The 13,677-nt window shown below is 64.2% G+C and carries 12 protein-coding genes; 6 read left to right on the plus strand and 6 right to left on the minus strand.

Features of this window, described 5'->3' with window-relative positions; genetic code table 11:
- Nucleotides 1–28: 28 nt before the first annotated feature.
- Nucleotides 29–973: a transcriptional regulator FeaR gene (gene feaR, locus PVE35_RS08485; RefSeq protein ID WP_268178076.1), complete on the minus strand. Its 945-nt coding sequence runs from the start codon at nt 971–973 to the stop codon at nt 29–31.
- A gap of 414 nt (nt 974–1,387) precedes the next feature.
- Here feaR and PVE35_RS08490 point away from each other — a divergent pair, with 414 nt between their 5' ends.
- The 4 genes from PVE35_RS08490 (at nt 1,388) to PVE35_RS08505 (ending at nt 6,031) form a co-directional block, all read left to right on the plus strand.
- The gene (locus PVE35_RS08490; RefSeq protein ID WP_268178074.1) at nt 1,388–2,713 is read left to right on the plus strand and encodes a hypothetical protein; all 1,326 of its coding nucleotides are present in this window, start codon (nt 1,388–1,390) and stop codon (nt 2,711–2,713) included.
- A gap of 147 nt (nt 2,714–2,860) precedes the next feature.
- Nucleotides 2,861–4,057, plus strand: coding sequence for a Bcr/CflA family multidrug efflux MFS transporter (locus PVE35_RS08495; protein ID WP_277374381.1), 1,197 nt, complete (start codon nt 2,861–2,863; stop codon nt 4,055–4,057).
- A gap of 121 nt (nt 4,058–4,178) precedes the next feature.
- Complete coding sequence (locus tag PVE35_RS08500; protein ID WP_268178072.1) at nt 4,179–5,000, plus strand: UDP-2,3-diacylglucosamine diphosphatase; 822 nt, start codon at nt 4,179–4,181, stop codon at nt 4,998–5,000.
- On the plus strand, nt 4,997–6,031 hold the full coding sequence (locus PVE35_RS08505; protein ID WP_277374382.1) for a glycosyltransferase family 1 protein: 1,035 nt from the start codon (nt 4,997–4,999) through the stop codon (nt 6,029–6,031). The genes PVE35_RS08500 and PVE35_RS08505 overlap by 4 nt, the downstream gene beginning before the upstream one ends.
- Before the next feature lie 23 nt (nt 6,032–6,054).
- Here PVE35_RS08505 and PVE35_RS08510 read toward each other — a convergent pair whose 3' ends face one another.
- The 4 genes from PVE35_RS08510 to PVE35_RS08525 form a co-directional block, all read right to left on the minus strand.
- Nucleotides 6,055–7,443: an adenylate/guanylate cyclase domain-containing protein gene (locus tag PVE35_RS08510; protein ID WP_268178070.1), complete on the minus strand. Its 1,389-nt coding sequence runs from the start codon at nt 7,441–7,443 to the stop codon at nt 6,055–6,057.
- Between the two features lie 165 nt (nt 7,444–7,608).
- On the minus strand, nt 7,609–7,926 hold the full coding sequence (locus PVE35_RS08515; RefSeq protein ID WP_268178069.1) for an Mpo1-like protein: 318 nt from the start codon (nt 7,924–7,926) through the stop codon (nt 7,609–7,611).
- Nucleotides 7,927–7,980: 54 nt separating this feature from the next.
- Complete coding sequence (locus PVE35_RS08520; RefSeq protein WP_277374383.1) at nt 7,981–9,435, minus strand: TrkH family potassium uptake protein; 1,455 nt, start codon at nt 9,433–9,435, stop codon at nt 7,981–7,983.
- 4 nt (nt 9,436–9,439) lie between these two features.
- A complete protein-coding gene (locus tag PVE35_RS08525; RefSeq protein WP_268178065.1) occupies nt 9,440–10,894 on the minus strand; it encodes a TrkH family potassium uptake protein in 1,455 nt (484 codons plus the stop codon).
- A 166-nt stretch (nt 10,895–11,060) separates the two neighbouring features.
- Here PVE35_RS08525 and PVE35_RS08530 point away from each other — a divergent pair, with 166 nt between their 5' ends.
- Entirely contained in the window at nt 11,061–11,432 is a 372-nt protein-coding gene (locus tag PVE35_RS08530; protein WP_268178063.1) for a YkgJ family cysteine cluster protein, read from the plus strand.
- A gap of 231 nt (nt 11,433–11,663) precedes the next feature.
- Nucleotides 11,664–12,224 (plus strand): nitroreductase, encoded by a 561-nt coding sequence (locus tag PVE35_RS08535; protein WP_268178062.1) that lies wholly within the window; start codon nt 11,664–11,666, stop codon nt 12,222–12,224.
- Nucleotides 12,225–12,354: 130 nt separating this feature from the next.
- Here the strand turns inward: PVE35_RS08535 and PVE35_RS08540 are convergent, their stop codons facing one another.
- Nucleotides 12,355–13,677 carry a HAMP domain-containing sensor histidine kinase gene (locus PVE35_RS08540; RefSeq protein WP_277374384.1) on the minus strand — a complete coding sequence of 441 codons (1,323 nt, stop codon included), beginning with the start codon at nt 13,675–13,677 and terminating at the stop codon, nt 12,355–12,357.

The following is a 13,677-nucleotide window of genomic DNA, read 5'->3' on the forward strand; positions in this document are numbered from 1 at the left end:
GCCGACCCCTGTCGCGTTCCGCTTTAGGTTACTGATCGACGGCCTGGGAGCGGTATTCCTTGGGCGATTGCTCGAACTGCTTCTTGAACGCGCGACTGAAGTGGGCCGAGTCGGTAAAGCCCCATTTGTAGGCGATCGCGGTGATCGATTCACGGCGCAGATTGGGGTTGCTCAGATCGCTGGCGCTGCGTTGCAGGCGGGTGCGCTGGATATAACGGCAAACGCTGTCGCCCTGTTCCTCGAAGAGTCGATAGAGCTGGCGCACGGAGATCTGCAGGCGGTTGGCCAGCGCGGCCGGCGTCAGGTTGGGGTGGCTCAGCGATTCCTCGATCAGTTGCTGCGCCTGGCGTCGCAGGCTGTTGCCGGCAATCGAGTCGGCGATCTCGGCTTCCTGCTCGCGCTGCGTCAAGGCTGGGCCGAGCAGGCTGGTAAAGGCGCCGAGCATGGCTTCGCCTTCGCAGGCATCGGCCTGGATGCCCGCTTCGTTGAGATAGAGCTGGTCGACCAGCAGGCGCAGCATACGGCCGCTGGTGCATCGAGGTGAAACCTTGCCGAACAGCGAGCGCTCGTTGCGCAGCGCACGCAGAACATCTTCTCGCGGCAGATGCAGGGAGGCATGTTCGATCAACCCATGCGGGGTGATCTCGCACGAGCCCACCGAGTCCATCAACACCAGGTCGCCCGGTGCTAGCTCTACGGTCTGGCCATTCTGGGATATCTGCGAACAGCCACTGCGCTGGCTGACCAGAAAGCAGTAACGGTCGTCGTCGCGATCCGTCTTGGCCGTGCGGGAGATCAGGCCGGCATTGGTCTTCAGGTGCGCCAGCGTCAGACCGGCATGTTCCTTGGCATGGACATCACCGATGAACAGGGTGCTGTTGAAGGCCAGGCGGGTCTCGTAGTTGCCGCAAACGGATTGGATGGAGCGCTGCCAGTTTTCGAGTGAGCTGTGTGTGGCCTGCTGAGCGTGCATGGCGACCCCTTGATACTTGTTAACATGTTACCGAAAGATGCATGGGCGGTTTCATTAACATGTTAAGCATGAACCATGCCGGGTTCCCGCAAGTCGCTTCCTGATCCGCCAGCGCCCATTGTTGAGGGCTGGAAGCCGATGGTCAGACGGTTCGGCCGCCGAGTCCCGGTGCACTCGCTGTTACTGCTGCACACAACGAGTGCGCTGCTGCTGGCGTGGCGGGTCAAGTCCGCTGGCAAGTGTGATCAAGCATTGCCGGTGCGCACGTTCCCTAATAGCCCGTCACCGTTGTCGAGGTTCATTCGGTATCTCGAGGGAGGATATCGGGGCTGAGCGGTGGTGCGTCCTGCGCTGCAGGGCGCAAACCAGAGACCTGTCCTGCCGGGCGGGCCAGAAGAACAAGAGGAGCAGCTCATGCAGCAACGTCGCCATACCTCCATTTCCGCAGCCGTGGGGCTTGCTGTCGCCGTCCTTGGCGCCAGCCAGTCAGCCCAGGCCTACGAATTCTACAACCAGGGTGAAACCAGGCTGAACGCCGATGTCCTCGCCGTGTATGGTTGGTTCAACAGCCGCAAGAGCTATGACGGCAGCAGCGGTGGCGCCAGTTGGCGCGAGGGCTTCGTCAAATATGGGGTCAGTGCCGAGCAGGGGCTGGCGGGTAACGGTACGGCCTACGGCGCACTCAATTGGGTCAGCTCCGGCTCCTGGGGCGATGGCGATGCGGCCGGCCTGAGCGACGGCTCCGAACGCACCACCAAGATCGAGGACGCCTACCTGGGCTGGCGCTCCGGCAATCTGCTGCCGGCGCTGGGCGAGGATGGCCTGGACATCTCCTTTGGTCGTCAGGTGGTGAAGATCGGCGATGGTTTCATCATCAACGATGATGGCCTCAATTTCGGCAAGGGCCCGGCCGAAGGCGAATTGAATCGAGGCGGTGCCTATTACCTGGCCGCCCGTCATGCCTTCGACCAGACCGCGGTGGTGCGTATCGGTGGTCAGCAGGGCTTGCACGGCGATCTGATGTGGATGAAATCGGATAACCGCGCCCAGGCCAAGACCGAGCTGGCGGCTGGCACGCTGGCCTACACCACCGAGCCGGGTGAGTTGGCATTCACCTATATCCATGGCATTGGTGTGGACGAGCGCTATGCCAGCGATTTTCAGCGACAGCGTGACGGCATGGATATCTACAGCGTGCGCGGGGCTGGCAATGCGGGCGTGGAGAATGCCAATTTCGCCTTCGAGTACGCCTGGCAGGACAAGTCGGCCGGCGATGAAAAAGCCTGGTATGCCGAAGCGGGCTATACCTTTGCAGACCTGGCCTGGTCACCGAACCTGACCTATCGCTACAGCCGCTATTCGGAAGGCTGGGATTCGATGTTCAACGGCTTCAGCCGTGGCTATGGCACCTGGTTCCAGGGCGAGGTCGCCGCCAACTATTCCGGCCCGTTCAACAGCAATACCCAGGTTCATCATGTCGGCCTCAAGGCCACTCCGATGGAAGGGCTGACGCTAGGCGTGCTGTATTTCGACTTCGATACGCTGCATTCCCGCGGCAATGTCGATACCAGCGGGCGTGAGCTGGATCTCTACGCCGAGTGGGCCGTCAGTGACCACCTGATCATCACTCCCCTGGTCGGCCTCTACCAACCCGACAAGGGGCTGGAGGATGGTGGCGTGCAGGGTGACGGTAATGGCACCAATGTCTACAGCCAGCTCACCCTAGCCGTTCCTTTCTGAGGCGAGGGCGTCTATGACGCAAGCCCCTACCTGGCACCAGGCTCGCGCCGGGCATCTCGTGCTGCTGGGGCGCTTGCCTGGGCTCTTCTCGCCGCCCGCAGCCGGCCAGCTCGTAGGCTGGCCGGCCCCAACCTCGTGAGATCATGCATGTCCGCAGTCGCCAACCCGCAGCGCCTGATCGTCCTGCTCGCTGCACTGACGGCCTTCGGCCCGCTCTCCATCGATCTGTATCTGCCCAGCCTGCCTCTGATCGCGACGGATCTGCAGGCCTCGGAAGCCAGTGTGCAACTCACCATCAGCGCGTTTCTGGCTGGTCTGTGTCTGGGCATGTTGCTCTATGGGCCGCTTTCGGATCGCTTTGGCAGGCGTCCGCTGTTGCTCTTCGGCATCGGCCTCTATGTGCTGGCCAGCCTCGGCTGTGCGTGGGCCGATAACGCTGAGCAACTGGTGCTGTGTCGCTTTCTGCAAGCGCTGGGCGGCGCTGCCGCGTCGGTGCTGGCTCGCACTGTGGTGCGCGATCTCTTCCCGTTGGTGGCCGCCGCCAGGGTGCTGTCACTGATGCACTTGGTGACCATGCTCGCCACCCTGGTCGCGCCGCTGATGGGGAGCTATCTCATGCTGCTGGCCGGTTGGCGTGCGTTGTTCCTGGTGCTGCTGTCGTTCGCGGCCTGCTGCCTGGTGCTGGTTGCCTTGGGTCTGCCCGAGACTCATCCTCCCCAACAGCGCGGCACTTCACTGGCGCGGGCTTTCCGTGCTTATGGGCTGATGGCCTGTGCGCCGAATGCACTGGGCTTCATCTTGTGCATGGGGCTGTCCTTCGCAGGCATGTTCGCCTTCATCACGGCTTCGCCCTTCGTGTATATCCAGTACTTCAGCGTTTCACCGCAAGGCTATGGCTGGTTGTTCGCGCTGAATATCTTCGGGGTGATATTGGCCACCATGCTCAACGCTCGCTGGGTTCCACGTTTCGGGCCGCAACGCATGCTGGCCTGGGGCACCGCCGTGGCGGCGATCTCCGGCAGCGGCCTGGCTCTTTTCGGAGGGCTGGGCTTGGGAGGCGTATACACCGTGGTGATCTGTGTCGTGCTTTACGTCAGCGTGACCGGCCTGATCGGAGCCAACTGCCTGGCCAGCTTGCTGCAGCGCTATCCACAGCAGGCCGGTGCCGCCGCTGGCTTGGCGGTGGCTCTGCAGTTCGGTTTGGGTATGGTGTTCAGCGCCTTGGCGGGTGCGCTGCATGATGGCAGCGCGGCTCCCATGTGCATGTTGATGGGGGCCGCCGGGATTGGCTCTCTCATGGCCTTCAGGCTGGCCAGGGCCACTAGCCGCCAGACGCTGGCGTAGGGGGCGCAGAGCTTGGTTGCACTGGAGCGCTGCGTAGCGTGCTGTCATGCAATCGTCTTGCAAGCGTCACGATCACTTCACCGCTTCGCCTCAAGCTGTCCAAAACAGCCGGAGGCCGCCCATGACCAGCGCCCAGCTCGCCAAGCCCAGTCGCAAGCAACGTGTTCGTACCCTGTGGATCTCGGACGTGCACCTCGGCACCCGGGATTGCCAGGCCGAGCACCTGGCCGCTTTCCTCAAGCGCTACCACGCCGACCGCATCTACCTGGTCGGCGACATCATCGACGGCTGGAAGCTGCGCGGTGGCATCTACTGGCCGCAGGCGCACACCAACGTGATCCGCCGCCTGCTGACCATGAGCAAGCGCGGCACCGAGGTGGTCTACGTCACCGGCAACCATGACGAATTCCTGCGCCGCTATTCCAGCCTGCTGCTGGGCAACATCCAGTTGGTGGACGAGGCGGTGCACGTCACCGCCGATGGCCGTCGGCTGCTGGTGATCCATGGCGACCAGTTCGACGTGATCACCCGTTACCACCGCTGGCTGGCCTTCCTCGGCGATTCGGCCTACGAGTTCACCCTGACCCTCAACCGCTGGCTCAACCACTGGCGGCGCCGCTACGGTTACGGTTACTGGTCGCTGTCGGCCTACCTCAAGCACAAGGTCAAGACGGCGGTGAACTTCATCAGCGACTTCGAGGAGGCCATCGCCCACGAGTGCGTCAAGCGCGGCCTCGACGGCGTGGTCTGTGGGCATATCCACCATGCCGAGATCCGTCAGGTCGGCGAGGTGGAGTACCTCAACTGCGGCGACTGGGTGGAATCCTGCACGGCGCTGATCGAGCACTGGGATGGGCAGATCGAACTCTACCGGCTGGCCGAGGATCAGGCGCGGCAGGCCGCCGATGAGCAGGCTGCCGCACTGCTCGAGACGGGCGCGTGAGAATACTGATCGTCAGCGACGCCTGGTCACCGCAGGTCAACGGTGTGGTCACCAGCCTGGCAGCGCTGGTGCGTGAACTGCGCGGCCTGGGCCATCAGGTCAAGCTGCTGTCGCCGACCGACTTCCGTGCCGTGCCGTGCCCGACCTACCCGGAAATCCCTCTGGTGTGGAACCTCTGGCAGGTCGGCCCGGCGATTCGTGACTTCCGCCCGGATTGCGTGCACATCGCCACCGAAGGCCCACTTGGCTGGGCGGCGCGGCGCTGGCTGGTCAAGCGTGGGCTGGCGTTTTCCTCTGCCATCCATACCCGCTTTCCCGAGTATGTCAGCACCCGCTGGCCGTGGATCGCGCCGCGCTGGGGCTATGCCTTCCTGCGTGCCTTCCATCGCCCCAGCCAGGCCGTGCTGGTGACCACCGAACGCCTGCGCGAGGAGTTCGCCGGCTGGGAGCTGCGCCATCTGCAACTGTGGCGCAAGGGCGTGGATACCTCGCTGTTCCGGCCAGATGCGGAGCGTTCACGCCCGCAGCAGCCGGTGTTTCTCTATGTCGGGCGCATTGCGCCGGAAAAGAACCTGCAGGCCTTTCTCGATCTGGATTTGCCCGGTGAGAAGCGTGTGGTGGGGGACGGGCCGCAGCGCGATGAGCTGCAGCGTCAATATCCGCAGGTGCGCTTTCTCGGTTATCGCCATGGTCAGGCATTGGCCGAGGCCTATCAGCAGGCCTCGGTGCTGGTGTTCCCTTCGCGCACCGATACCTACGGCCTGGTGATGCTCGAGGCGCTGGCCTGTGGCACGCCGGTGGCGGCCTACCCGGTGGCCGGGCCGCTGGACGTGTTGCAGCCTGGGCAGAGCGGGGTCATGGACGAGGATCTGCGCACTGCCTGCCTGGCCGCGCTGGAGCTGGATCGCGGGCGCTGCGCCGAACTGGCCGCGGCGCAATCCTGGCGCGCCTCGGCGCTGGAGTTCCTGGCGCTGCAACCGCTGATCGACGGCGAGCCGGTGGTGCTCAGCGAGGCATTGGCGGAAGGCTAGGAGCGGTACCGGGCGGCGATCCCTTACAGAATGACCTTGTCGCGCAGTTTCTCGGCGGCCTGGTTGAGCGCCTGGATTACCCGCTCCTTGTCGTAGTTCTGAATGCCGTTGGTGTCCAGGTACATGGAGAAGCCCGGCAGTTCGTGCTCGACATAGCTGGAGGTGGCGCCGAGGTCACGGCGGAAGTCCACCACCTGGTAGATCTGCACCGGGCGGGTGAAGCCCTTGACCGTGATCTGCCCCTTGTCGCGGCACATGATCACGTCCTTGACCAGCGAATAGGCCTCGTGGGAAATCAGGATCTCGCCGGCTTCGGCGGCGCTCTCCAGGCGGCTGGCCAGGTTCACTTCGCGGCCGATGATGGTGTAGTCCATGCGCGTATCGGCACCGAAGTTGCCCACCGTGCAATAGCCGGTATTGAGCCCCATGCGAATTTCCAGCGGCTTGGTGATGCCCTGGGCGCGCCATTGCTGGCGCAGCACCTTCATGTGCTTGCGCATGGCGATGGCCATGGATACGGCGGCCACGGCATCCTTCTTGGCGCCCAGGCTGCTGGGGTCGCCGAAGAACACCATGACGCTGTCACCGATGAACTTGTCGATGGTGCCGCCGTATTTCAGGGCGATCTTCGACATCTCGTTGAGGTAGGTGTTGAGCAGGTCGGTGAGCTGCTCGGCTTCCAGTTCTTCGGTCAGTTCGGTGAAGCCCTTGATGTCGGAGAAGAACACCGTGAGCTTCTTGCGCTGGGTTTCCAGGCGCACGGTCTTCTTGCCGGTGAAGATCGACTCCCACACCTGGGGGGACAGGTACTTGGCCAGGTTGCGCGCCAGGCGCGCGGCCTTTTCCTGCTCGCGCTTGATCTCGGTACGCGCTTGCGCCAGGCGCAGGCCCTGCTGGTGCACGAAATAAGCGGTGATGCCAATGTACAGGGCGGTGAACAGGATGCTGACCAGGCTGACCAGGGTCGGGGTCGCCGTGTTGTCGGGCACATGGGTCACGGCCGCACACAGCGCCAGGGCGGCGAGGGCCACCAGCAGGGCCATGCCCAGGTAGTACAGGCCGCCGATCACCAGGGCGCTGAAGCTCAGGGTGAGCAGGAACATCAGGCTGGGCACGCTGGAAAAGCCCAGCAGCACGATACTGGCGCCGGCATGCAGGGCATCGACGAACAGCAGGCCGAGATCGGTCTGTTGCGGGTGATCGGGCTTGAAGCGTCGGCTGACCTGATAGGCCAGGTGGGGGTAGAGCAGGGCGTAGGGCACCATCCACAGGATGTCGTAGCCGAAGTGCCCGATTGCCGTACCGGCGGCGATGCAGGCGGCGGTGGCGATGTAGGCCAGCACGCGGGAATAGTATTCGCGCAGCGGTGGTGTCGGCAGACTGCTGACCCGGCTGGATATGGCTGGCTTCATGTACGCAAAGAGTCCCTGCAGGAAAGGTGACACCTCTTGTGGGTGCTGACGATTGGCAAGACTCGTTCCAGAGCCTTGCAGGGCAGGATCATAACCAAGCGAGTTGCGGCCAGCCAAGCATCACCGCTAAACGGCACTTGGCCAGTATCCAGACGGTCATGCGTTTCAGAAACGGATACGCCCGGTGAAGGCATCCTTGAGCATCACCCAGTCGCCCATCAGGCTGTACAGCGGGTACTGGAAGGTGGCGGGGCGGTTCTTCTCGAAGACGAAATGGCCGACCCAGGCAAAGCCGTAGCCGGCCAGCGGGATGGCCAACAACCACAGCCACTGCTGCGTGAGCAGGGCATAGGCGAGGATGGTCAGCACCAGCAGGCTGCCAGCGTAGTGCAGGCGGCGGCAGGTGGGGTTGCTGTGCTCTTGCAGGTAATAAGGGTAGAACTCGGCGAAGCTCTGGAAGCGTTCGTGGGGCTGGGTGGTCATGGCGCACCTCCTATTATTGTCGTGCGCCCAGTCTAGGGGCTGGGAGCCTGTCGCTCAATGCCGCCAGAACGCGGGGAAGAACAGCACCAGCACGGTGAGGATTTCCAGGCGGCCGAGCAGCATGCCCAGGGTCAGGATCCATTTGGCCAGATCCGGTATGCCCGCGTAGTTGCCCGCCGGGCCGACCATCTCACCTATGCCCGGGCCGACCCCGGAGACCATGGCGGCGGCGCCGGTCAGAGCGGTGATCCAGTCCACCCCACACATGGCCACGCCCAGGGCGAGGCTGGCGATGGTGATGGTGTAGAAGAAGGCGAAGGCGAGGATCGAGCGCACGATGTCCTCGTCCAGGCGGTGGCCGTTGTACTGCTGTTTGATCACCGCGCGCGGATGGATGAGCTGCTTGAGGTTGGCCTTGAGCAGGATGTAGGCCACCTGGAAGCGGAAGATCTTCAGGCCGCCTGCGGTGGAGCCGGAGCAGCCACCGACGAAGCCCAGGTAGAAGAACATCATGCTGGCGAAGGGGCCCCACAGGTGATAATCGCCCACGGCGAAGCCGGTGGTGGTCATGATCGAGGTGATGTTCACCGCCACCAGGCGTAGCGCGTCGAACCAGTGCAGGTCGGTGGTGAACCACTTCCAGCAGGCCAGGATCAGCCAACTGCCAACCAGTAGCAGGAGGAAACCGCGCACCTGGGCATCGCGCAGCAGCGGCCGATAGTTGCCACGCAGCGCCGTGACGTAGAGCACGAAGGGCAGGCTGCCGAGCACCATCACCAGCACCGCCACCCAATGGATCGCCGGTTGCTGCCACTTGCCCAGCGAGGAGTCGGAGGTGGAGAACCCGCCGGTGGCGATGGCCGACATGGCATGGTTGATCGCATCGAACAGGCCCATGCCCGCCAGCCAGAACGCCAGCACGGCCAGGGCGCTGAGGCCGAGATAGGCCAGCACCATGTACTTGGCGACCATGTGCGAGCGCGGCATGACCTTGTCCGAGCGATCCGAGGATTCGGTCTGGAACAGGCGCATGCCGCCGATACGCAGCATCGGCAGGATCGCCACGGCCATGGCGATGAAGCCGATGCCGCCGAGCCAGTGCAGCAGCGAGCGCCAGATCAGGGTGCCGGGGGACATCTGGTCGAGGCCGTTGAACACGGTGGCCCCGGTGGCGGTGATGCCGGACATGCTCTCGAAGTAGGCGTCGGTGATGCTGGCGCGTTCGGCGAAGACAAACGGCAGGGCGGCGAAGATCGACACCAGCACCCAGCTCGATACCGTCAGCATGTACATGTCGCGTGGGCGTAGCTGGGTCTGTTCGGGGCGCCCCTGGGCAATCATGGCCATGCCGGTCAGCGCGGTGATCAGGCTCGACCAGAGGAAGGCGTCAATCTCTTGTGGGCGCTCGAAGACCAGCAATGTGACCACCGGCACCAGCATGCTCAGCGCCAGGGTGAGCAGGAAGATGCCATTGATGAAGGCGAGAATGCGCAGTCGGGAAACCGGCATCGGCTCAGCTCTTCCAGAAGCTGCGGGTGACCAGCACCAGCACGGTGAGAATTTCCAGACGGCCGAGCAGCATGCCGATGCTCAGCAGCCACTTGGCCGAGTCCGGCAGGCTGGCGAAGTTGCCGGCGGGGCCGATGATCGGGCCGAGGCCAGGGCCGACGTTGCACACCGCGGTGGCGGCGCCGGTCAGCGCGGTGATCCAGTCCAGGCCCGTCAGCGTCAGGGCCAGGGCCAGCACGCCGATGGTGATGGTGAAGAAGAACGAGAAGGTGATCAGCGAGCGGACGATTTCCTCGTCCAGGTTGTGGTCGTTGTACTGCTGCTTGATCACCGCACGGGGATGCACCAGTTGCATCAGGTTGGCCTTGAGCAGCACGTAAGCCACCTGGAAGCGGAAGATCTTCAGGCCGCCGGCGGTGGAGCCGGAGCAGCCGCCGACGAAGGTGAGGTAGAAGAACAGCAGCACGGCGAAGCTGCCCCAGGTGGTGTAGTCGCCGAGGGCGAAGCCGGTGGTGGTGACCACCGAGGTGACGTTCACCGCGACGATGCGAAAGGCGTCCAGCCATTCATAGTTGGAGTTGAGCCACAGCCAGGTACCGAACACCAGCCAGGTCAGCACGAGAAAGCCGAGAAAGCCGCGCACCTGGTGATCCTTGAACAGGGCCTGGCGGTTGCCGCGGATGAAGGCGACGTAGAGCATGAACGGCATGCCACCCAGCAGCATGAGCACCACGGCGGTCCAGTGCACGGCTGGCTGCGGCCAGTTGGCCAGCGACAGGTCCGAGGTGGAGAAACCACCAGTGGAAATCGCCGCCATGGAATGGTTGATCGCCTCGAAAGGCGTCATGCCGGCCGCCCAGAAGGCCAGGAAACCCAACAGAGTCAGGGCGAGGTAGATCAGTAGCAGGTACTTGGCCGCTACATGCGAGCGTGGCATGACTTTCTCGCCCCAGTCCGAGGACTCGGTCTGGAACAGGCGCATGCCACCGACGCGCAGCAGCGGCAGGATTGCCACGGCCATGCCGATGAAGCCGATACCGCCGAGCCAGTGCAGCAGCGAGCGCCAGATCAGGATGCCCGGGGACATGTTGTCCAGGCCGGTAAGCACGGTGGAGCCGGTGGTGGTGATGCCGGACATGGTCTCGAACACGGCATCGGTATAACTGATGTGGGCAATCAGCATCAGTGGCAGCGCGGCGAAGCTGCACACCACGACCCAACTGCCGGTGGTCAACAGGTACATGTCGCGGGGGCGTAGCTGGGCATTGTTCGGCCGCCCGGAGATCACCAGAGCGAGGCCCGTGGCCAGGGTGATCAGGCTCGACCAGAGGAAGGCTTCGAGGTCTTCCGGGTGTTCCAGGATCAGCAGCGTCAGCATGGGGATGGCCATGCTCAAGGCCAGAGTGATGAGAAAGATGCCGATGATGAAACCGATGATGCGTAACGTCGGCAAGGCCATGTGCAGTGGACTCTGGCGAGTGGCGGAAGACGCGCCATTCTACCTGTGGCCCTGAGCCTGTAAACCGGCACGATCTGGACTTGCCGTCGGGGGCTTTACAAGGCCATGGCGAATCATAGAATAGCCGCCAGTTGCCGGCGCCCGCTGGTTTCCGAGTCCTTCATCCATGTCCGAATCCAATCCCTGCCTGACGTGCGGCGCCTGCTGCGCGTTCTTTCGTGTGTCCTTCTTCTGGGGCGAATGCCAGTCTGCCGGGGGTACCGTGCCGGACGAACAGGTCGTGCAGATCAGCCCGCACTATGTCGCCATGCGTGGCACCGAGTCGAAGCCGGCGCGCTGTACCCAACTGCTCGGTGACGTCGGTTGCAGCGTGCGCTGCACCCTCTACGAACAGCGCTCCAGCAGTTGCCGGGAGTTCGAGGCATCCTGGGAGAACGGCGTACACAACCCACGCTGTGACGATGCCCGGCGCGCCCATGGCCTGCCGCCGCTGACCCCGCCGGTACAGCCGGTGGTGACGCCGGATCGGGTAGCTTGAGAGCAGCTACAAGCTGCAAGCCACAAGCTTCAAGTTAAGAGCCAGAGCGTTTCGTAGCCCGGATGCAATCCGGGAATTGCCGCCCCGGATTGCATCCGGGCTACGGTTTGACTGACTTTGGCATCCGCCCGCACATTGCTCAGCTTGCAGCTTGCAGCTTGCAGCTTGCAGCTTGCAGCTTGCAGCTTGCAGCTTGAGAATGCTTCAGTTTAAGCCTTTCGGAGGTGGCCGATGGAGGCTCTCGACGCTCTGCTCAACCGTGTTTCCGTTCCTCGTCTGGTGGAGCCTGCCCCTGATGCAGCGCAGCGCGAGCTGCTCTTTCGTGCGGCGCTGCGGGCGCCCGATCATGGCCAGTTGCGGCCCTGGCGCTTTCTGACCGTGGAAGGCGATGCCCGTGTACGCATGGGCGAGCTCTTCGCCGAGGCGTTACGTCATGCCGATGGCGAGGCTGCGCCAGAGGCCCTGGACAAGGCCCGCGGCATGCCGCTGCGTGCGCCGCTACTGGTGGTGGTGATCGCTCGCTTGCAGGCCCACCCCAAGGTGCCCGAACTGGAGCAGTTGCTTGCCGCTGGCTGTGCCGCCCATGGTCTGCTGCTTGCCGCCCATGCCCAGGGCATCGGCGCGGTCTGGCGCACCGGCGACATGGCCTACAACGCCCATGTCGCCAAGGGGCTGGGCCTGAATGAGGACGAGCGGCTGATCGCCTACCTCTACCTTGGCACCCCGGAACGCGAACTGCGCCGCGCGCCGGAGCTGGCCGTTAGCGACTTCGTCAGCGCCTGGAACGGTTGAGCTAGAGGCGAATACGTTGGCGATAAGGTTCGGCTTGGTGCCTGACTCAGATCGCGGATAAATCCGCCGACCGATCATGCGTCCTGGCACGCTCGGTGCAGGTGCGGCGCTAAATAACTCTACTGCGGGCTCAACCCTTCGCTGCTTCGAGCGGCAACTCCAGGGTGGCGACGAAGCCGCCGTGCGGGTGATTGCGCAATGACAACTCGCCGCCATGGCGCTGCGCCGCGCGCCGCGCGATGGCCAGGCCCAGGCCGTGGCCGGCGTCGCTCTGGCCAGGGGCGCGGAAGAAGGGCTTGCCCAGTTCCGACAGATGCTCGGGCGCCACGCCGGGGCCATGGTCGCGCACGCTCAAGAGCAGTTGCTGGCCCTGGCGCGTTGCGCTGATTTCAATGGGCTGTTCGGCTGGGTTGAAGCGCAGGGCATTGCGCAGCAGGTTGTCCAGGGCGCGTTCGAGCATATCCGGCCAGCCATGCAGCCTCAGGTCGCTAGCCAGGTGTAGCTCGATGCGCTGCTCGGGCGCGCTCAGACGCACGTCTTCTTGCAACTTGGCGAAGATGGCGACCAGATCCACCGCCTGAGCGGCGCCCGGCGCGGCGTCCAGGCGGGCGAGGGCGAGTATTTCGCTGATCAGCGCTTCCAGGCGGTCGCACTCCTGATGCAGGCGTGGCCAGAGCTTTTCTCGCTCCTCCGGCTCGGCGCGCTCGGCCAGGGCCAGGGCGATACGCAGCCGTGCCAGGGGTGAGCGCAATTCATGGGACACGTCGCGCAGCAATTGCCGCTGGCTGCCGATCAGCCCCTGCAGGCGTTCGCCCATGCGGTTGAAGTCCTTGGCCAGCAGGCCCAGTTCGTCACGCCGCCTGGCCAGGCGCGCCAGGCTGTTCTGCTGGTAGGTGGTCTGCCCCAGGTCATGCACGGCGCCGCGCAGCCTGTCCAGCGGGCGGGTGATGGACAGGGTCAGCAGCAGGCTGAACAGGGTCAGCACGACCAGGGCGATGGCCAGGGCGCTGAGCGGCCAGAACAGGCTGTCACGGTGCCAGGCAGCCAGTTCCGGGTGGGGAATACGGTAGATGAACAGATAGGTGTCGCCGCCGGGGCTGGTGTATTCGGTGGTCAGTTGCCGCCAGGGCAGGGGGCGATCACGGTGACGCTGCTCGAAGGCAGCGGCGCGCGGCGGGAAGGTGCCCTTGACCAGTGGCTGGCCGCTCTCGCCGATCACCTGGGTGTCGATGCGGTATTGGCGTTTGCGCGCTTCGAGGAACGCCTGGGCGGCGCGCTCACCCTTGCGTTCGTAGAGCTCCACCCAACGCTTGTCCAGGCCGTCCAGCCCGGGGTGGCGGTTGAGAATCCAGGCGTCCTGGTTGAGGGCGCGCCCCAGCAGCATGGCCAAGCCGGCGACCAGAGCAAGGGCCAGCCAGAAGGTGGCGAGGATACGCCAGAACAGTGAGCGCAC

It is taken from the genome of Pseudomonas sp. AA-38, from assembly GCF_029457475.1.
Taxonomy (GTDB): domain Bacteria; phylum Pseudomonadota; class Gammaproteobacteria; order Pseudomonadales; family Pseudomonadaceae; genus Aquipseudomonas.